Annotated in this window: 14 protein-coding genes; 8 read left to right on the forward strand and 6 right to left on the reverse strand. The window is 70.4% G+C overall.

Features of this window, described 5'->3' with window-relative positions:
• Positions 1-106: 106 nt before the first annotated feature.
• Together hutI and hutU are read right to left on the reverse strand one after the other, a co-directional pair.
• Entirely contained in the window at positions 107-1,330 is a 1,224-nt protein-coding gene (hutI, locus tag QM582_RS05890) for an imidazolonepropionase (protein WP_415082606.1), read from the reverse strand.
• On the reverse strand, positions 1,330-3,000 hold the full coding sequence (hutU, locus tag QM582_RS05895) for a urocanate hydratase (protein ID WP_415082608.1): 1,671 nt from the start codon (positions 2,998-3,000) through the stop codon (positions 1,330-1,332). Before hutU ends, hutI begins: the two co-directional genes overlap by 1 nt.
• A 114-nt stretch (positions 3,001-3,114) precedes the next feature.
• On the opposite strand from hutU, the gene QM582_RS05900 reads away from it, so the two are divergent.
• Positions 3,115-3,888, forward strand: coding sequence for an IclR family transcriptional regulator (locus QM582_RS05900; RefSeq protein ID WP_415082610.1), 774 nt, complete (start codon positions 3,115-3,117; stop codon positions 3,886-3,888).
• Between the two features lie 227 nt (positions 3,889-4,115).
• Here the strand turns inward: QM582_RS05900 and hutH are convergent, their stop codons facing one another.
• Positions 4,116-5,690, reverse strand: coding sequence for a histidine ammonia-lyase (gene hutH / locus QM582_RS05905; protein ID WP_415082612.1), 1,575 nt, complete (start codon positions 5,688-5,690; stop codon positions 4,116-4,118).
• Between the two features lie 297 nt (positions 5,691-5,987).
• Here hutH and QM582_RS05910 point away from each other — a divergent pair, with 297 nt between their 5' ends.
• Positions 5,988-7,502 carry a phosphatase PAP2 family protein gene (locus tag QM582_RS05910; RefSeq protein WP_415082614.1) on the forward strand — a complete coding sequence of 505 codons (1,515 nt, stop codon included), beginning with the start codon at positions 5,988-5,990 and terminating at the stop codon, positions 7,500-7,502.
• 13 nt (positions 7,503-7,515) lie between these two features.
• Entirely contained in the window at positions 7,516-8,994 is a 1,479-nt protein-coding gene (locus tag QM582_RS05915; protein WP_415082615.1) for a phosphatase PAP2 family protein, read from the forward strand.
• Positions 8,995-9,000: 6 nt separating this feature from the next.
• On the opposite strand, the gene QM582_RS05920 is transcribed toward QM582_RS05915, so the two are convergent.
• A complete protein-coding gene (locus tag QM582_RS05920) occupies positions 9,001-12,192 on the reverse strand; it encodes an SNF2-related protein (protein WP_415082617.1) in 3,192 nt (1,063 codons plus the stop codon).
• A gap of 896 nt (positions 12,193-13,088) precedes the next feature.
• On the opposite strand from QM582_RS05920, the gene QM582_RS05925 reads away from it, so the two are divergent.
• Positions 13,089-13,460 (forward strand): hypothetical protein, encoded by a 372-nt coding sequence (locus tag QM582_RS05925; protein WP_415082619.1) that lies wholly within the window; start codon positions 13,089-13,091, stop codon positions 13,458-13,460.
• A gap of 103 nt (positions 13,461-13,563) precedes the next feature.
• On the opposite strand, the gene QM582_RS05930 is transcribed toward QM582_RS05925, so the two are convergent.
• Both QM582_RS05930 and QM582_RS05935 read right to left on the reverse strand, forming a co-directional pair.
• Positions 13,564-13,905: an Hpt domain-containing protein gene (locus QM582_RS05930; RefSeq protein ID WP_415082621.1), complete on the reverse strand. Its 342-nt coding sequence runs from the start codon at positions 13,903-13,905 to the stop codon at positions 13,564-13,566.
• The gene (locus QM582_RS05935; RefSeq protein ID WP_415082622.1) at positions 13,902-14,282 is read right to left on the reverse strand and encodes a response regulator; all 381 of its coding nucleotides are present in this window, start codon (positions 14,280-14,282) and stop codon (positions 13,902-13,904) included. The genes QM582_RS05930 and QM582_RS05935 overlap by 4 nt, the downstream gene beginning before the upstream one ends.
• Positions 14,283-14,557: 275 nt before the next feature.
• Between QM582_RS05935 and QM582_RS05940 the strand changes: the two genes are divergently transcribed.
• From QM582_RS05940 to QM582_RS05955, 4 genes are read left to right on the forward strand one after another with little or no spacing between them, the layout of a single operon-like run.
• A complete protein-coding gene (locus tag QM582_RS05940; protein ID WP_415082623.1) occupies positions 14,558-16,690 on the forward strand; it encodes a sensor histidine kinase in 2,133 nt (710 codons plus the stop codon).
• Positions 16,691-16,725: 35 nt separating this feature from the next.
• On the forward strand, positions 16,726-17,256 hold the full coding sequence (locus QM582_RS05945) for a pyruvoyl-dependent arginine decarboxylase (RefSeq protein ID WP_415082624.1): 531 nt from the start codon (positions 16,726-16,728) through the stop codon (positions 17,254-17,256).
• The gene (locus tag QM582_RS05950) at positions 17,253-17,864 is read left to right on the forward strand and encodes a hypothetical protein (RefSeq protein WP_415082626.1); all 612 of its coding nucleotides are present in this window, start codon (positions 17,253-17,255) and stop codon (positions 17,862-17,864) included. Before QM582_RS05945 ends, QM582_RS05950 begins: the two co-directional genes overlap by 4 nt.
• A complete protein-coding gene (locus tag QM582_RS05955; RefSeq protein WP_415082628.1) occupies positions 17,861-18,625 on the forward strand; it encodes a response regulator transcription factor in 765 nt (254 codons plus the stop codon). The genes QM582_RS05950 and QM582_RS05955 overlap by 4 nt, the downstream gene beginning before the upstream one ends.
• Positions 18,626-18,704: the final 79 nt, after the last annotated feature.

Below are 18,704 nucleotides of genomic sequence, written 5' to 3' on the forward strand. Positions count from 1 at the left end.
AGTACCTGTGGGACGAAAAGAACCGTCCCCGTCGTGCCACTGGTACTACCTGTGGGACGAAAGGAACCGTCCCCAGCGTCCCAGCCCGTCGTCCCAGCCTCGCCGGTCAGCGCAGCACGCCGGCCTTCATCACCGAATGCACCAGCGGGACACCTGGTCGATAGGCGAGATGCAGGTGGCTGGGGGCGTCCAGGATCACCAGATCGGCGGACGCGCCGGGCCTCAGCACGCCGATGTCGTCGCGCTGCAAGGCGCGTGCCCCACCGGCGGTCGCCGCCCAGACCGCCTCGTCCGGGGTCAGGTGCAGGTCGCGCACGGCGAGCGCGATCACGAACGACATGGACGTGGTGTAGGACGTCCCTGGGTTGCAGTCGGCACCCAGCGCGACCGTGACGCCGGCGTCCCAGAGCCGGCGGGCGTCCGGGTACTTGTTGCGGGTGGAGAAGTCGGCCGCGGGCAGCAAGGTGGCCACCGTGGACGAGGCCGCCAGCGCCTCGATGTCGGCATCGGTGGTGTGGCAGACGTGGTCAACGGACGCCGCCCCCAACTCGACGGCCAACTGGATGCCGGGCCCCTGATGCAGCTGGTTGCCGTGCACCCGGACGCCGAGCCCGGCGGCCTGCCCGGCGGTCAGCACCGCCCGGGACTGATCCTCGTCGAAGGCGCCCTGCTCGCAGAACACGTCGATCCAGGACGCCAGCGGCGCGCACGCCGGAATCATCTCCTCGACCACCATGGCCACGTAGTCGTCCGCGCGACCGGCGAACTCGGGCGGGGTCACATGAGCCGCCAGCAAGGTCGTGAACGGGCTCTGGCTACGGGCGACGTCCAGGCTGCGGCGTTCGTCGAGCACGCTCTGGCCGTAACCGGACTTGATCTCGACGGTCGTGGTGCCCTGCCGTGCATACTCCCCCAGCAGCCGCGACACGTTGGCGGCCAGGTCGGCGTCCGAGGCGGCCCGGGTGGCGGCCAGCGTGCTGCGGATGCCGCCCGCCGCGTACTTCTGCCCCGCCATCCGGGCGGCGAACTCCTCGGCCCGCTCGCCCGCGAACACCAGGTGGCTGTGACTCTCCACGAAGCCGGGCAGCGCCGCGCGACCCTCCGCGTCGATCCGCTGGTCAGCGTCCGGCGCCTCGGCACGCGGTCCTACCCATGCGATCCGGCCAGAACCCTGCGACAGGGATCGGGATCCGGCACCAACTGCCGTGCCCGATCCCGATCGCTGTTGCTCGACCACCACGGCGGCGTCCGGGATCACCCCCAGCAGGCCGCCCCAGGCCGGGTCGTTGGTGACCAGCGAGCCGATGTTGTCGACCAGCGTGGTGGCCATCAGCCCTCCAGCATCGGGATCCGGACGCCGCGCTCACGGGCCACGTCCGCCGCATGCGAGTAGCCGGCGTCCACATGCCGGATCACACCCATGCCCGGGTCGTTGGTGAGCACCCGCTCCAGCTTCTGCGCGGCCAGCTCGGTGCCGTCGGCGACACACACCTGTCCGGCGTGAATGGAGCGGCCCATGCCGACCCCGCCGCCGTGGTGAATGCTCACCCAGGACGCCCCGGATGCCGCGTTGACCAGGGCATTCAGCAGCGGCCAGTCGGCGACGGCGTCCGTCCCGTCGAGCATGGCCTCGGTCTCCCGGTAGGGCGAGGCGACCGAGCCGGAGTCGAGGTGGTCGCGTCCGATGGCGATCGGGCCGATCTCGCCGGCGGCGACCATTTCGTTGAACTTCAGCCCGGCGCGATGCCGTTCGCCGTAGCCGAGCCAGCAGATCCGGGCCGGCAACCCCTGGAACGACACCTTCTCCTGCGCCATGGTGATCCAGCGCTTCAGGTGCTCGTTCTCGGGGAACAGTTCGAGGATCGCGGCGTCGGTCTTGCGGATGTCCTCGGGGTCGCCGGACAGCGCCGCCCAACGGAACGGGCCGAGGCCCTCCTCGAACAACGGACGGATGTAGGCCGGTACGAAGCCGGGGAACGCGAAGGCCCGGTCGAAGCCGCCCTTGCGGGCCTCGTCGCGGATCGAGTTGCCGTAGTCGAAGACCTCGGCGCCGGCGTCCTGGAAGCCGACCATGGCGGCCACGTGAGCGGCCATCGCCGCTTGTGCATCACGGGTGAACACCTCCGGGTCGGCCGCCGCACGGGCCTTCATCTCGGCGAACTCGTAGCCCAGCGGCAGGTAGGCCAGCGGGTCGTGCGCGGAGGTCTGGTCGGTGACCACGTCGATCGTCACCGCACCGGCCTGATGCCGTCGCAACAGCTCCGGGACCAGGTCGGCGGCGTTGCCGAGCAGCCCGATCGACAGCGGACGCCGCTCGCTCTTGGCCTGGTTGGCCTGCGCGATCGCGTCGTCCAGATCGGACGCCTTGACGTCCAAATAGCGGTGCTCGATGCGGCGGTCGATCCGGCTCTCGTCGCAGTCGATGCAGATCGCGACGCCGTCGTTCATGGTGACCGCGAGCGGCTGGGCGCCGCCCATGCCGCCGAGGCCGGCGGTCAGCGTGATAGTGCCGGCAAGGGTGCCGCCGAAGCGCTTGCGGGCGACCGCGCCGAAGGTCTCGTAGGTGCCCTGCAGGATGCCCTGGCTGCCGATGTAGATCCACGAGCCGGCGGTCATCTGGCCGTACATCATCAGGCCCTTGGCCTCGAGCTCGCGGAAGTGCTCCCAGTTGGCCCAGTCGCCGACCAGGTTGGAGTTGGCGATCAGCACCCGCGGCGACCATTCGTGGGTGCGGAACACCCCTACCGGCTTGCCGGACTGCACCAGCAGCGTCTCGTCGTCGGCCAGCGTCTCCAGGGTGCGGACGATGGCGTCGAACGCCTCCCAGGAGCGGGCCGCCCGGCCGGTGCCGCCGTAGACCGCCAGATCGTCGGGGTGCTCGGCGTTCTCGGGGTCGAGGTTGTTCATCAGCATCCGCAGCGCAGCCTCCTGCTGCCAGCCGCGGGTATGCAGTTCGGGGCCTCGGGGGGCGCGCACGGGACGGGGTCCGGAAATGGTCATCGGTGGTCTCCTCTCCACTCCAGAATCGGACGCCGCGCGACGCACGTCAGCCACCCCGCGATGATGATCTGGGATCCGAGACATACGCGGGTCGGCTCGGCTACCGTGACCGCCATGGCGACCGAGTCGAGCACCTCACCGGCGGTGGGCCGCGCCCTGGACATCCTCAGCTACCTCGCCGAGCGCACCGGGACGGTGGCGGCGTCCACCATCGCCCGCGACCTGGGCCTGCCCCGGTCGTCGATGTATCACATCCTCACCGTGCTCACCGAGCGGGGCTTCACCGTCTACGTACCGGAGGCGCGCGGCTATGCGCTCGGGGCGTCCGCCTACCGGCTGACTTCGGCTTTCACCCTGCACGACCAGCTGGAGCGGATGTCTCGTCCGGTACTGCGGCGGGTGGCGGCGGCCGCCGGGATCACGGTGCATCTGGGCATTCTGCGCGGCGCCAGCACCTTGTACCTGCTGAAGGAGCACCCACCCCGGGAGAGCGAGCTGGAACCTCCGCTGGTGACCGCGGTCGGCGTCCTGCTGCCGGCGCATCTGACCGCGAACGGACGCGCCATCCTGGCCCATCTGCCGCCGGAGCAACTCCGGGCGCTGTATTCACGACCTGGTGATTTCATCTCTCGCACCGGACGCGGCCCGCGCACCCTGGAGGAGCTGCAGACCGCGCTGGCGCTGGAACGCGCCCAGGGCTGGTCGGAGGAGGTGGAGTTGATCGCCGCCGGCCTGCGCTCGGCGGGCGCCCCGGTCTTCGACCTGCACGATCAGCCGATCGCCGCCATCAGCTGCACCTGGCGCTCCCGGGTGGCGCTGCGCGACCCGTCCGAACTGATCGGACGCCTGGTCGCGGGCGCCCAGGAGATCACCCGCCGCCTGCGCTGAGACGCCGGGGACGGTTCTCCGCGTCCCACAGGTACTACCAGTGGGACGGTGGGGACGGTTCCTTTCGTCCCACTGGTAGTACCAGTGGGACGAAAGGAACCGTCCCCAGCGTCCCACGCGGCACAGCGTCCCACGCGGCAGGCACGCGTCCGATAAGTAGTACTTGTGGGACGAAAAGAACCGTCCCCAGCGTCCCACGAGCGGTGGACCGGGCCCGCCTCGCGGCGTCAGCCCAGCGGGCCGGTGACCACCTCGGCGGCGTCGACCAGGGCGCCCGAGCGGACGAGGTCGACGACGGTTTCGATCTCGGGGGCCAGGAACCGGTCCGGACCCACCCCGGGGACGACCTGGCGGATCCGGTCCCGAACCGCGGAGGTCGCCGGGGCCGGAGCCGACTGTCGCAGGTCGAGGGCACGGGCGGCACTCAGGGCCTCACCGGCCAGCACCCGGGTCAGGCCGTCCAGCGCCCGGCGCAGCTTGCGGGCCGCGGCCCAGCCCATCGAGACGTGGTCCTCCTGCATCGCCGAGCTCGGGATCGAGTCGACGGAGGCCGGAACCGCCAGCCGCTTCAACTCCGAGACGATCCCGGCCTGGCTGTACTGCAGGATCATGTGCCCGGAGTCGACGCCCGGGTCGTCGGCCAGGAACGGCGGCAGCCCGTGGCTGCGCTTCACATCGAGCAGCCGGTCGGTGCGACGCTCGCTCATCGACGCCACGTCGGCGACCGGAATGGCCAGGAAGTCCAGCGCGTAGGCGACCGGGGCACCGTGGAAGTTGCCGTTGGACTCGACCCGGCCGTCCAGGGTGACCACCGGGTTGTCGATCGCCGAGGCGAGCTCGTTGTCGGCCACCCAGCGGCAGTGGTTCAGGGTGTCACGGGCGGCGCCGCTGACCTGCGGTGCGCAGCGCAGCGAGTAGGCGTCCTGCACGATCGGGTACTCGTGGTCGGCGTTGTCGGCGTGGCTTGCCGCGATCGGCGAGCCCTCCAGCATCGCCGCGATCACCCGGGCCCCGGCGGCCTGCCCCGGCTGCGGCCGCAGCGCCTGCAGGTCGGCGGCGAACACCCGCGGCGTGCCGAGCAGCGCCTCCACGCTCATCGCGGCGGTGATGTCGGCGGTGGTCAGCAGCCCGGCCAGGTCGTGCGCGGCCAGGATCAGCTGGCCGAGCATGCCGTCGGTGCCGTTGATCAGCGCCAGCCCCTCCTTCTCGGCGAAGGTGAGCGGCTCGATGCCGGCCTCGGCCATCGCGTCGGCGGACGGACGCCGGACGCCGGCGGCGTCGCGGACGAAGCCCTCCCCCATCACGGTCAGCGCGCAGTGCGCCAGCGGCGCCAGGTCGCCCGAGCAGCCCAGCGAGCCGTATTCGTGCACCACCGGGGTGATCCCGGCGTTGAGCAGCGCGGCGTAGGTCTCGGCGACGACCGGACGGACGCCGGTACGTCCGGTGGCCAGGGTGGACAGCCGCAGCAGCATCATCGCCCGGACCACCTCCCGCTCCACCTCGGGCCCGGTGCCGGCGGCGTGCGAACGGATCAGGCTGCGCTGCAGGTCGGCGCGGCGTTCCACCGGAATGTGCCGGGTGGCCAGCGCACCGAACCCGGTGGAGACCCCGTAGACCGGCTGGTCGGACGCCGCCAGCGCCTCGATCCGGGCCCGGGTGGCGCTCAGCGCGGCCAGCGCGTCCGCCGCCAACCGCACCGGCGCGTCATGGCGGGCGACCGCCACCACGTCCTGCTGGCTGACCGACCCCATCCCGACCTCGATCGTCCGCTGGCTCACCCTCACACCTCTCTGCACGTTCATGAACTGACTGCCGGCAGGTCCGGCATCGCCTCGCCGGGGCTCCGGCCGGCGGACCTCCCCGGTCGCAGTCGGCGCCGGGCGCGGCATTCTCCGCCCAACCATGGACGCAGAGCCTCCCTCGATCCAGACGGCGCCGGCCTTGGTCTCGGATCCGAGCATCCACCGCAGGGCGCCCCTCGCCCGCAAACCCGCCGGCCTTCATCTCTGTTTCATCTGGGCGGCATACTGTGGGCGGCGGCCCGGACAGCCCGTCGGCCGAAGGCCTCGACACCCCGATCTGGCCTCAGGAGGCTCGCGATGAGAACACCGACGACACGCGTCCGCACGGGGCTGGCGGTGACCTGCCTGGCCACCGCGGCGGCCCTCGCCGCCTGCACCGCGCCGGCTCAGGTCGAGCCCTCGGTGGCCGTCACCCAGCAGCCCACTCCCTCCGCGCCGCCGGCCAGCTCACCGGCCCAGACCGGCCACTTCAGCAGCGACACCCGGCCGAAAGACCTGGCCGCGGTGCTCGGCGGGTTCAAGCAGCTGTGGCTGAGCTCGGGCAAGGACGACCTGCACGGCACCGTGAAGGACGCCGCCACGCTGCAATGGAACGACCGGCTGGCCAGCTGGATCAACCAGAACGCCACACCGGCCCAGCAACTCCGGGCACTCCAGGACGCCCAGTACGCGGGGGCGGACGGCAGCGGGTACGACCAGTCCGTCACCGTCGCCGATGGACTGGGCCAGAAACTGGGCGCGCTCTACCTCGCCGGACGCCGCAACGGGCAGCTGCCGCTGACCAGCAAGCTGCTCAACAACACCAACGGCAGCGCCGGCAAGTACATCTCGACCGGAGACCTGAAATACCAGTTCAGCTACCCGCGGCCCTACCTCAGCAGCGACCCGAACGCCCCACTGCCCGCCGGGGATCCGGAGAGTTGCGCGCCGAGCAAGGTCAACGCCTCCTCGCTCGCCGGCATCCGCAAGGGCAAGCCCTGGGCGGACGCCGGCGGCACCCTGAAGATCACCCGGGTGCCGTCCAGCAACGACACCAGCCAGCACTACGCCAACGGGACCGTCCGGGTCAGCGGCGGCTATCGCGCCTTGTGCACGGGCGGTTCGTACCCCAGCGGACACTCCACGGACGCCTACTCCAGCGGCCTCACCCTGGCCACCCTGCTGCCCGAACTGGCCCCGTCCATCCTGGCCCGCACCTCCGAATCCACCAATAATCGGATCGTGCTCGGCGTCCACTATCCGCTCGACGTGATCGGCGGACGGCTGGCCGGCGAGGTCGGGGTGGCCACCCGCTGGTCGGACCCGGCGTTCCGCGACCAGGTGCTACTGCCGGCCCGGAAGGAACTGGTCGGCTACCTCGAGGCCGGCTGCGGCGCGACGCTGGCCACCTGCATCGCCGGCGACACGCCCTACGCGGACGACCCCTACCAGGGCGCCAAGCTCCCGGGCGGCGGCAGCCAGGCGGTGTCCGACCGGGCCAGCGCGCTGCAGACCTACACCGAACGGCTCGGCTACGGATTCACCGCCACCCAGAAGCGCGGACTGCCGGCTTCGGTGCCGACCGGCGCGGAGAACCTGCTGCTGACCGCGTTCCCGACGCTGACCGACGCCCAGCGCCAGGCGGTGCTGGCGCAGACCGAGATCGATTCCGGCCATCCGCTGGACACCAGCGCGCTGGACCGGCCGAAGGGGCCGGGCTCCTGGCAGCGGCTCAATCTCGCGGCGGCCATGTCGGCGACGGTGAAGCTGGACGCCCACGGTGGCGTCACCGTGGTCAGCGTCGGTGGCGCACCGACCGTGATGAACGGCTGAACAGGAGATACCCGTGTCCCCAACCCCCTTGCCCACCGCCCCTCGCGCCGGACGCCGGTGGCGTCCGGCGGCGCTCGCCACGGTGACCGCCCTGGCGCTGCTCGCACCCGTGGCCCCGACTCCGGCCCAGGCGGCCGGCTACCCCAGCGACCGGGACAAGCCGAGCCTGACCGGGCTGCTGGTCGGGTATCGCGCGCTGTGGCGTCCGAGCGACCCGAAGAGCATGAAGGGCACCGTCCGGAACAGCAGCCAGCTCGCCTGGAACGACCGGATGGCCAGCTGGATCAACCAGAACGCCACCCCCGCGCAGCAGTTCCGCGCGCTGCAGGACGCCGAGTACCTGAGCGCCGATCGCTCCGGCTACGACCAGTCGATCACCATCTCCGAGGGCCTCGGCAAGCGGCTCGGGACGCTCTACGTGCAGGGCCGCATCACCGGGAAGCTGCCGTTGACGTCCAAGCTGCTCAACACCACCGACGGGCTGGTCGGCAACTATCTGACCACCGGTTCGGCGAAGAAGGCGTACAGCTATCCGCGTCCGTTCCTGCCCACCAACGCCTCCGCCAAGCGGGTCAGCGGCGACTCGTCGTCCTGCTCGCCCAGCACGATCAACGCCCGCTCCCTGGCCAAGATCCGCAAGGGCAAGGCCTGGGCCGACTCCAAGGGCAACCTGAAGATCACCCGGGTGCGGCCGGCGGTGGACACCACCCGCACCTTCGCCACCACCGACGTCCGCCTGGACGCCGGCTACGGCGGCAAGAGCCTGTGCACCGGCGGCTCCTTCCCGAGCGGGCACACCCGGGCGGCCTACGCGGCCGGCATCGCGCTGGCCACCCTGCTGCCCGAGCTGGCGCCGTCCATTCTGGCCCGGACGTCGGAGGCGGCGAACAACCGGATCGTGCTCGGCGTCCACTACCCGCTGGACGTGATCGGCGGCCGGATCGGCGGCGAGGCTGCCGTCGCGACCCGCTGGTCGGACAAGGCCTTCCGGGACGGTGTGCTGATCCCGGCACGGAACGAACTGGTCGGCTACCTGCAGGCAGGCTGCGGGTCGGCGCTGGCGGCGTGCATCGCGTCCGACCAGCCCTACAGCAACAACCCTTACGACGGCGCCAAGCCGCCGCGCGGCAGCAACCAGGTGGTGACCGGCCGGTCCACCGCGCTCGCCGTCTACACCGAACGGCTCAGCTACGGATTCAGCACCACCCAGAAGCGCGGACGCGCCGCCTCGGTGCCGAGCGGCGCCGAGAACCTGCTGCGGACGGCGTTCCCGTCGCTGAGCTCGGCGCAGCGCAAGGACGTGCTGGCCCAGACCGAGATCGGTTCCGGGCACGCGCTGGACACCACCGAGCTGCACCGCAAGAAGAAGGGGCCGGGCTCGTGGCAGCGGCTCAACCTGGCTGCGGCGATGTCGGCGACGGTCAAGCTGTCGAAGAAGGGCAAGGTGACGGTGCTGTCGGTGGGCGGGCAGCCCCGGGTGATCAAGGCCTGACCCCGGCTACAGCTCCAGCAGCCCGCGGATGTCGTCCGCGGTGAGCGGGGCGGCCAGGTCACCGGACTCCTCCACCACTTTGGCGAACAGGTCGCGCTTGCGTTGCTGCAACGCGACCACCTTCTCCTCGATGGTGTCGGCGCTGACCATCCGGTAGACCATCACCGGCTTGTCCTGACCGATCCGGTGAGTGCGGTCGATGGCCTGCAGCTCGGCGGCCGGGTTCCACCACGGATCCAGGATGAACACGTAGTCGGCCTCGGTCAGGGTGAGGCCGAAGCCGCCGGCCTTCAGGCTGATCAGGAACACCGGGTCGTCGCCGGCCCGGAACTGCGCGATCCGGGCCGCCCGGTCGCGGGTGCGTCCGTCCAGGTAGCTGGTCCCGATGCCCTCGGACGCCAACCGCTCGCGGACCAGCTGCAGATAGCTGGTGAACTGGCTGAACACCAGCGCCCGGTGCCCCTCGGCGGCCAGTTCCGAGACCAGTTCGATCAGGGTGTCGATCTTCGCCGACACCGCGGCCTGCCCGGGCACCACCAGCGCCGGTGACAGCGCCAGCTGCCGCAGCCGGGTCAGCGCCGCCAGGATGGTGATCCGGTTCCGCTTCATGTCGTCGACCAGGCCGAGCACCTTCTTGCGCTCCAAGGCCAGCTGCTTGTCGTAGAGCCGGCGATGCCCGGGCGCCAGCTCGATGGACAGCACCTGCTCCTGCTTCTCGGGCAGTTCCGCCGCCACCGTCTCCTTGGTGCGGCGCAGCATCAACGGCCGCACCCGGCGGTGCAGCCGGGCCAGGGCGTCCGGATCGGAGCCGGATTCGATCGGCTTGCGGTACCGGTCGGAGAACCGGGTCGGGTCGGCGAACAGCCCGGGCGCCACGATGGACAGCAGCGACCACAGGTCCATCAGGTTGTTCTCCAGCGGGGTGCCGGTGATGGCGAATTTGGTGCGGGCGGACAGCTTGCGCACCGACTGGTAGCCGCGGGCCTGCCGGTTCTTCACGAACTGGGCCTCGTCCAGCAGCACCGCGGCCCAGGGCTGCGCGACGTATTCGGCCTCGTCGAGCCGCAACAGCGTGTACGAGGTGACCACCAGATCGGCGCCGGCGGCCAGCTCTTCGATCGACGCGCTGCGCTTCTTTGCGGTCTGGCCGACCACCCGGACGTCCAGCCCGGGCGCGAACCGGGTGGCCTCGGCGGCCCAGGTGCCGAGCACCGAGGTCGGCGCCACCACCAGCAGCGGCCGGTCGAGCTCGCCGGCCTCCTTCAGCGCGCAGGTCAGCGCCAGCGCCTGCATGGTCTTGCCCAGCCCCATGTCGTCGGCCAGGATGCCGCCGAGCCGGGCGGTGTAGAGGAAGTGCAGCCAGCGGAAGCCGTGCGCCTGGTAGGGACGCAGGGTGGCTTGCAGCCCGGCCGGCGCCGGCACCTCGGGCAGCTCTTGCAGGTCGAGCAGCGCCGAGACCGAGCGCTGCCACTGGGCCGACTGCTGGGCGACCACCCCGAGGGTGACCAGCTCCTCCCAGAGCCCGGCGTGTTCGGTGCGCAGCCGCAGCTGCGGGTCGCCGTCGGGGGCGAGTTCGCGCGCCTCGGCGATCAGGGTGCGCAGCTGCTCCAGTTCGGGACGCTCCAGGCTGAACCAGGTGCCGGACGGCAGGATCAGGTGGGTCTGCCCGGTGGCCAGCGCGGTGAACAGCTCGCGGTACTCGACCGGCTCGCCCTCGATGCTGACCTCGACGTCCAGGTTGAACCAGTCGGTGCCCTCGCTCGGGTCGCTCACCGTGAGGCTGACCTCGGGGGCCTCGGTGGCCAGCCGGTAGTCGGCGGGCGTCCCGGTGACCTCGACGATCACCCCGGCGTCCCGCAGCTTGGGCAGGCCGAGCTCGGCGAGCTCGGCGGTGGCCGGGCCGGCCAGGGTGGCCTGCTCGGTCAGGTACCGGACGCCGTCGCCGTCCACCCGGTTCGGCCACGGGCCGTCCGGCAGTTCCCGGACCAGCTGCCGCTCGGCGTCCGGATCGCGCTGCACGGGCTGTCGTCCGATCGGGACGAGCTCGACGTCGAAGTCGGCCTCGCCGACCCGGTACCGGAACGCCCAGACCAGCGACGCGACGTGGTCGGGCAGGAACCGCACCGCCAGCCGCAGCCGGGGCGGCACCGCCTCGGGCAGTTCGACGTCGTCGGCGACCCGGAGCTCGACCAGGCGACGCAGCGCGGGATAGAACTGCGCGGTGAAGGCGGGCAGGTCGTCGGCGGGAATGTCCAGCCGGGCGTGCTGCAGCAGCAGCGCCTGCTGGCCCTTGTTCAGCGGCTCGGCGAACGGCACCAGCAGCAGCGCGCCGTCCTGGTCGATGGCGAAGCCGTGCGCCGGATCGCCGAGCAGATTGGCGTACGGCACCGGCCGCTCCAGGTCGCCGGAGGCGGCCAGGGTGCGCAATTGCAGCCCGTTCTCGGTGCGAGCCAGCCGGCTGATCAGATGGGCCGGCGCACCGAGCCGGACCGGCGGCGTGTCGCGTCCCTCGACCAGCTCGACACCGGCGGCCAGCGCCTGCCGCAGCCAGTACCAGGCCGGCGCGCCCAGCTCGCCGAGCCAGAGCTCGTCGGCCCGGCGCGAGTAGTAGCCGCCGCTGGTGCGTTGGTCGCGGGTGCGGGCCAGGCCGGCCATCGGCACCCGGTGCGGTTCCAGGAATTGCCCGCCCCAGGGGTACTGGACGCTGTCCCAACTGATCCCGGTGCGCACCCAGCGTCCGGACCGGCCCCAGATCAGCGGGCGAAGCTGGATCTCGCCCGAGACCCGGGTGACCTGGATCGCCAGCGGTTCGCCCCGGCCCTGGACGCCGCTGCCGGCGGTGACCTCGGTCAGCGCCCGCTGCCAGGCCGGGGTGAGCGCCCGCTGGTTGACCAGACGCATATGCCAGATCAGCGCGGCGGCGTGCTTGCAGCGTTGCCGGACCGGGCAGGAGCACGAGGTGGTGACCTGGCCGGTGGCCGCCTCGTAGCTGACCACCGTCTGATAGACCCGGTACGACGAGCCGCGGACCCGAGCCTGCACCAGGCTGCCGGCACCGCCGGAGCCGGTGCTGATGCTGCCCACCCGGCCCTGCTCGACGTAGCCCTGGCCGCGGCTCAGGGTGGCGGCGCCGAAGAGCTCGACCAGGTCCCGCTCGGAGAGTTCATGTACCCAAGCGGGGTACTTCGGTGCGTTCATGCCTTGGCGCCATCCTCGTTCGTGCCGGGGCAACCGCCGGCCCGGCGTCCATCGACCTGCCGCACGCTGCCCCTTCCTGCTCGCCCGGCGATCCTACGCTCGCCGAACCGTGGCCAAGTCAACCAGCCTGCACCGACAGTTCCCTCCCCGCTCACCCATCGCTCGCCTAACTATTTGGGGCTCGCTGAACTCAGCGAGCCCCAAATAGTTAGGCGAGCGGTGGGACGGGAGGCGCGGAACGGGGGGCGCGGGACGGGAGGCACCGGGGGTCCGGGCGAACCCGAGCCCGGGGTACCACCAGCACCGGAGGTGGCTGCCGGATCTTCCGCGGACATCTCGATGTCATCTCCATGAAGTCTTGAGGTTGTCTGGAGGTTCTGCTGAGCCTTTTGGTGCAGAGTTGTCACCGCGCCAGGGGCCCGAGTCGGGGGTGGTTCGGAGTCCCTGGTGAAGGGTCAGACGCAGTCTGAGGCAGTGACGTCCGGATTGGTCGGGGGGCCAAGAAGGAGCAAGTCACGCCACGCGTCGGGCGGGAGGGTAAGGCTCGGCGGGTCGGCCGACGGTGAACGTCGGCCGGCCCGCCGACCGTACCTCCGGCACAGCGACCGGGCCGGCCCCGTCGAGGGCCGTCGACGCACATTCCGAACCTGGCGTCCATACCTCTGGAGCAGCCCTTGAGCTTTCTTGAGGAAATCTTGAGGTTGTCTCCACAGAGTCTGCAAACAGCTTCCGCAGAATGACTCACACACCCGGGACACGATGGTCCTCGGGACGGACGCGAGGGACAAAGGAGGGACTGACATGGGGGTGGCAGTCGCATCCTTCGACGGTCGGGGGGCCGTCGCACTGTCCTGCCGCACCGTTTCGAGCCATCGAGGGGGTGCATCATGAGTTGCTTGCCGGCGTGGGAGGACGCCGGCAAGCAACCTCATCTGTCGAGCGAACGGGTCACCAACCCTGCTCTGGACGGTCTTCGCGAAGAATTGGGGGACGCCGTCGTGGACCAGTTTCTTACCAACTACCTGGCCCTCCTCGACCAGCGCATCGCAGAGATCGGGCAGGCCATCGATCAGGGCAAGCAGGAGGAGTGCATCACCCGGCTGCTGACGCTGGAGACCTCGAGCCACATGGTCGGGGCCGACGAGCTCAGCCTGCGGGCAGCCGCGCTGCGGCTCGCACTGGGGCAGCGCCGGCCGGACACGGCCATGCTCTACGCCGATCTGACTCGGGCCGGACGCAGCACGCGCGAATCGCTGTCGCAGTCCTGACCGAACAGAACCGACCCGGACTTAACTGAACCGATCCGGACCTGACCGAACCGGGCGGGCCAACGCTGCCCACCCAGTGGGCCGGCGCTGCCCGCCCTGCGGGTCAGAACTCCAACTGCGGCGCCAATGCCAACTCGCGGTCGATCCGCTCGACCAGGTTCTCGACCACGTCCAACGGCGGCACCGTCCCCGATCCGGACGCCAGCAGGTGCTCCAACTCTTCGGCGGCGACGGCAGCGCCGTCGTGCCCGAAGGTTCCCGCCGAGCCGCGCAGGCTGTGCGCGACGGAACGGCCACGTTCCCGCTGGTCGGCGTCCATCACGCCGGTGCGGCGCCAGTCGGTGACCAGCGCGGCCAACTCGCCCGCCCGGACCCGGTTGGAATCCCAGGCCCGCTGGGCGAGCGCCTGGTAGGCGTTGTTCATCACCTCGTCCGAGCCGGTCATGACCACCCCAGCAGCCGGGAGACCTCGGCCCCCAGGCCCATCGGGTCGAACGGCTTGGCGATCACGCCGGCGACGGTGTCGGGCTGGTCGCCGTCCACCCGCGCGGTGAGCAGGATCACCGGGATGCCGGCGGTGGCACTCTCCGCCTTGAGCTTCTGCACGGTCTGCAGTCCGTCGATGCCCGGCATCATCACGTCCAGCACGATCCCGTCGGGACGGTGCGTCGCCGCCTGCTCGACGGCGTCCAGGCCGTTGGCCGCGGTGACGACGCGGAAGCCGTTCACCAGTTCCAGCGCGGCGGCGGCGACCTCGCGGATATCGTCGTCGTCGTCGACGAGAAGCACGAGTTTGGAGTTCAGGTCGGTCGGGGTTTGCATGGCAAGTCCTCCTGGGGTGTGGCGCCAATCGTAATGCCCGCAGCGCGCTCTCCGCGCGTCCCCGCCGCCCCGGTCGCGAACCTTATCGTCCGGTTGCGCGTCTTGTTGTGACAATGCCGGGAAGTCGGACATATACTCGCCGACGGAAGACCCCCGCCTTCCGTGCCCCTCTAACCACGTAACAACCCGCCGCCGGAATCCCTCTCCCCCGGCACCCCCGAGCACTACCCCTTTCACAGGATGAGCGACCCCCCGTGCCTCAAGCCTTTCCATCATTGAAGGCCCTCCTGCCGACCCGCGCCTACGCCGCGGTCTGCACCGCAGGGCTGTTGTTCGGCGTCCTCTTCGCCGTCCTGATCGCCACCACACCGAGCATCGGTTGCCGCAGCAAGATCACCACCGTCTCCCTGATGAGCTACGGCGCGTTCGCGGCCTTCTTTGCGCTGCGCCGCGGCCTCGGCCTGACCGGACGCCGTCGCGGCGCCTGGCTGTTCATCGCCGTCGGGCTCTGCTTCGGGGTCCTCGCCAACTCGGTCGACCTGTTGTCCGACCGGGGCGCGTTGCTGATCAACGGGGTGGACACGGTCGACCTGATCCTGATGGTCAGCCTGCTGATCTGCCTGGTCGGCCTGACCCTCTTCCCGCCCTCGCGGCGCCGCGGCACCGACCTGACCCGGCTGATGATGGACGGCCTGGTGGTCGGCGGTTCGGTGATGTTCATCGCCAGCGCGACGCTTTTCCCGACCCTGCTGGCCGGACGCGACAGTTCGCTGTCCAGCCAGGCCCAGATCCTGGCGCTGCCGGTGCTCGACCTGGTGATGGCCACCTTGGCGATCCTGCTGATCGCGCGCAGCGGCACCTCCAGCCGAGTGCCGCTGCTGCTGGTCGGCATGGCGCTGCTGCTCTACTCGGTCTCCGACATGGCGTACGCGGTCAACATGTCGCGCGGCACCGTGGCCCTGGGCAGCTGGTGGGACATGGGCTGGCTCGGCGGCTACGTCTGCGCCATGCTCGCCGCGCTGCATCCGGATTCCGGCCGCCCGCAACAGGGCGAGGCTCCGGAATCGTCCTCGCTGCCCAGCACCATCGTCTTCTTCACCATCTTCCTGATCGCGGCCGCGGCCAATATGACGGTCTATTCCACCGGCGGCCAGAGCCTGGCCAGCAGCATCCTGTGGGGCGTGCTGATCCTGGTCGTGGTGGTCCGCCAGATCGTCCTGGTGATGGACAACGAACAACTCCGCCGCTCGCTGGAGGTTCGCGTCCTGGAACGCACCGAGGAACTGCTGGAGATCACCACGCAACGCGAACTGCTGCTGGCGTCCGTCGCCGACGGCATCTACGGCGTGGATCAGGACGGCCGGGTCACCATGGTCAACCGCGCCACCACGAAGCTGCTGGGCCGCGCGGAGCACGAACTGGTCGGCGCCAATGCGCACGACCTGTTCCATGCCCCGCAAAGCGACGGCACCCCGTTCCCGATCGAGGGCTGCTACATCACCGAAGCGACCAAATCGGGGCTGACCGCGTCCGGCGAGGACGACATCTACGTCCGCGGCGACGGCAGCACCATCGTGGTCGAGGCGACCGCCAGCCCGATCAAGCGGGACAGCCGGATCAGTGGTGCGGTGGTGGTCTTCCGGGACGTCAGCCAGCGCCGCGAGATGGACCGGATGAAGCAGGAGTTCATCTCCTTCATCAGCCACGAGCTGCGGACGCCGCTGACCTCGATCCGCGGCGCGCTCGGGCTGATCTCCGGCGGCGCCTTCGGGGCACTGCCGCCCAAGGCCGCCCAGATGATCGACATCGCCACCTCGGGCAGCGTCCGGCTCGGACGCCTGGTCAACGACATCTTGGAGATCGAGCGGCTGGACAGCGGGATGCTGCCGCTGAACATCCGCACCCACGACGTCGCCGTCGCCTGCCAGGAGGCCATCGTCGCCACCTCCGGCATGGCCCAGGCCGCCGGCATCGCGCTGCGGCTCGGCTCGGCGTCCGGCCGGGTCCAGGCCGACCGGGACCGGCTGGTGCAGGTGCTGATCAACCTGGTCGGCAACGCCGTCCGGTTCAGCGATCCCGGCGACTCGGTGCAGTTGTCGGCCACCCGGCGCGGGGAGTTGATCGAGTTCGCGGTCAGCGACACCGGACGCGGCATCCCCGCCGACAAGCTGGAGACGATCTTCGGGCGGTTCAGCCAGGTGGACTCCAGCGACACCCGCGAAAAGGGCGGCACCGGTCTCGGGCTGGCGATCTGCCAGGGCCTGATCGACCGGATGGACGGGCGGATCTGGGTGGAGAGCACCCTGGGCAAGGGCTCCACCTTCCGATTCGAGCTGCCTGCCGGCAGCGCGGATGGAGCCCAGCAGTCCGCCATCGCGCCGGTCACGACCGCCGCCGTCGCGGGCTGAACAATCCGTACACACACAGGAAGGGTGGAATTGAATTGACGACGCAGGGCTCGAGCGAACATGAGGGAGCGCCGGCCGGTCCGCTGACCATCAGGGTCACCGCGGGCAACGGGAAGGGGCGAACCACGATGGCCGCCTTCGACAGCGCCCTTCGCTCGGCGGGTGTGGCCGACCACAACCTGATCCGGCTGAGCTCGATCATTCCGCCCGGTTCCGTGGTCACCGTCTGCTCCCCCGAGGAGCAGCTGCGCGGCGCCTTCGGCGACGCCATGTACTGCGTCTACGCCGTCGCCTTCGCCACCGAGCGCGGGGACGACGCCTGCTCGGGCATCGGCTGGTCACTGGCCACCGACAACTCCGGACGCGGCCTGTTCGTCGAACACAACGGCCACGCCGAGGAGCAGGTCCGGAGCATGATCTCGGCGAGCCTGACCGACATGGCGAACGGGCGCGACGAGACCTTCGCCATCGAGAACATGGTGCTCAGCTCGGCGCACTGTTCCGGCCAGCCGGCCTGCTCGGTCGTGGTCGCCACCTACCGCACCGCAGGCTGGGAGGCGGCATGAGCGAGACCGAGGAACGCAACATCGAGGGCCCCTGGGACTTCGGCGACTTCACCATCGTCTGCAGCCGGCTGCCGCAGCCGGAGCTGAAGGCGAGCTTCTGGCCGGTCTACCAGGAGTCGTTCGGTCCGCTGCGGGTGCTCGCCGCGGCGCGGCAGGTGCTCACCGAGGAGGAGTTCACCGCCGAGCTGGAGGATCCGCGGGTCTGGAAGTACGTGGCGCTGGACAAGCGCGGTGAACTGGCCGGCCTGACCACCCTCACCAACGACCTGTCGACCATGCCGTGGATCAGCCCGGAGTACTTCGAGTACCGCTACCCCGAGCAGTGGAAGCGCGGGGCGGTGTTCTACTGCGGCGTGTCGCTGGTCCGGCCGGACATGCGTCGCTACCCGGTATTCGCCCGGATGATGACATGCTTGGCCCAGCGAGTCGCGGCGCTCGACGGCGTCTTCGCCGTCGACATGTGCGGCTACAACGATCAGGAGCGGTCACTCGCCCGTGTCTCGGAACGAATCCTGAACAGGGTTGCCAATTTCGAGGTGCGAGCCGTCGACGTCCAGACCTACTACGTCGCGCGCGCGACAGGAAGCGGAAGCAGGGAAGCCTCGTGACTGACACCACCCCCACCGAACGCCACGCTGTCATCATCGAAGATGACCCCGAGATCGCCGATCTGCTGGCGGCCGTCCTCGCCCAGGCCGGCTTCCGCACCCACACCGCGACGGACGGGGTGCACGGCCTCGACCTGATCCGCGAGTACGACCCGATGCTCACCACGCTGGACGTGAACCTGCCCGGCATCGACGGATTCGAGGTGGCCCGGCGGATCCGCAGCTTCTCCACCACCTACGTGATCATCCTGTCGGCCCGCCGCGAGGAGATCGACACCCTGATGGGCCTCAACGCCGGCGCCGACGACTACCTCTCCAAGCCGTTCCGGCCGCGCGAGCTGCGGGCCCGGGTGGAGGCGATGATCCGGCGCCGCGAACTGGAGCATCAGGCGGTCGTCGCGGCGACCCCGGCCACCCCGTCCGATGACGAGTCGGACGGCGACTGGCTGAGCCACAACGGGCTGCTGCTGCACCCGTCGATGCGCCTGGTCGAGCTGGACGGCAGCCCGGTCGAACTGACCCGCACCGAATTCGACCTGCTGTCGGCGGTGATGCAGCGCAGCCGCCGGGTGATCAGCAAGGACGAGCTGGCCATCTTCACCCGCAACGACGTGAACGGTTACGTGATCGACGCCGACCGGCGCTCCATCGAGAGCCACATCGCCAACCTGCGCCGCAAACTCTCCGACTCGGTGACCAAGCCCCGGTTCATCGAGACGGTGCGAGGGGTCGGCTACCGGTTGGCGAAGTCCCAGAACTGAGCTTTGCTGGTCGAGCTTGTCGAGACCGCTGGTCGAGCTTGTCGAGACCGCTGGTCGAGCTTGTCGAGACCGCTGGTCG

Origin of the sequence: Micropruina sp. (genome assembly GCF_047607385.1) — a bacterium.
Classification (GTDB): domain Bacteria; phylum Actinomycetota; class Actinomycetes; order Propionibacteriales; family Propionibacteriaceae; genus Micropruina.

What these genes read in the sequence shown, in the direction of transcription:
- hutI (WP_415082606.1), bottom strand. Translation starts at nt 1,330, where the DNA reads ATGGCCACCACGCTGGTCGACAACATCGGCTCGCTGGTCACCAACGAC.
- hutU (WP_415082608.1), bottom strand. Translation starts at nt 3,000, where the DNA reads ATGACCATTTCCGGACCCCGTCCCGTGCGCGCCCCCCGAGGCCCCGAA.
- QM582_RS05900 (WP_415082610.1), top strand. Translation starts at nt 3,115, where the DNA reads ATGGCGACCGAGTCGAGCACCTCACCGGCGGTGGGCCGCGCCCTGGAC.
- hutH (WP_415082612.1), bottom strand. Translation starts at nt 5,690, where the DNA reads ATGAACGTGCAGAGAGGTGTGAGGGTGAGCCAGCGGACGATCGAGGTC.
- QM582_RS05910 (WP_415082614.1), top strand. Translation starts at nt 5,988, where the DNA reads ATGAGAACACCGACGACACGCGTCCGCACGGGGCTGGCGGTGACCTGC.
- QM582_RS05920 (WP_415082617.1), bottom strand. Translation starts at nt 12,192, where the DNA reads ATGAACGCACCGAAGTACCCCGCTTGGGTACATGAACTCTCCGAGCGG.
- QM582_RS05930 (WP_415082621.1), bottom strand. Translation starts at nt 13,905, where the DNA reads ATGACCGGCTCGGACGAGGTGATGAACAACGCCTACCAGGCGCTCGCC.
- QM582_RS05935 (WP_415082622.1), bottom strand. Translation starts at nt 14,282, where the DNA reads ATGCAAACCCCGACCGACCTGAACTCCAAACTCGTGCTTCTCGTCGAC.
- QM582_RS05950 (WP_415082626.1), top strand. Translation starts at nt 17,253, where the DNA reads ATGAGCGAGACCGAGGAACGCAACATCGAGGGCCCCTGGGACTTCGGC.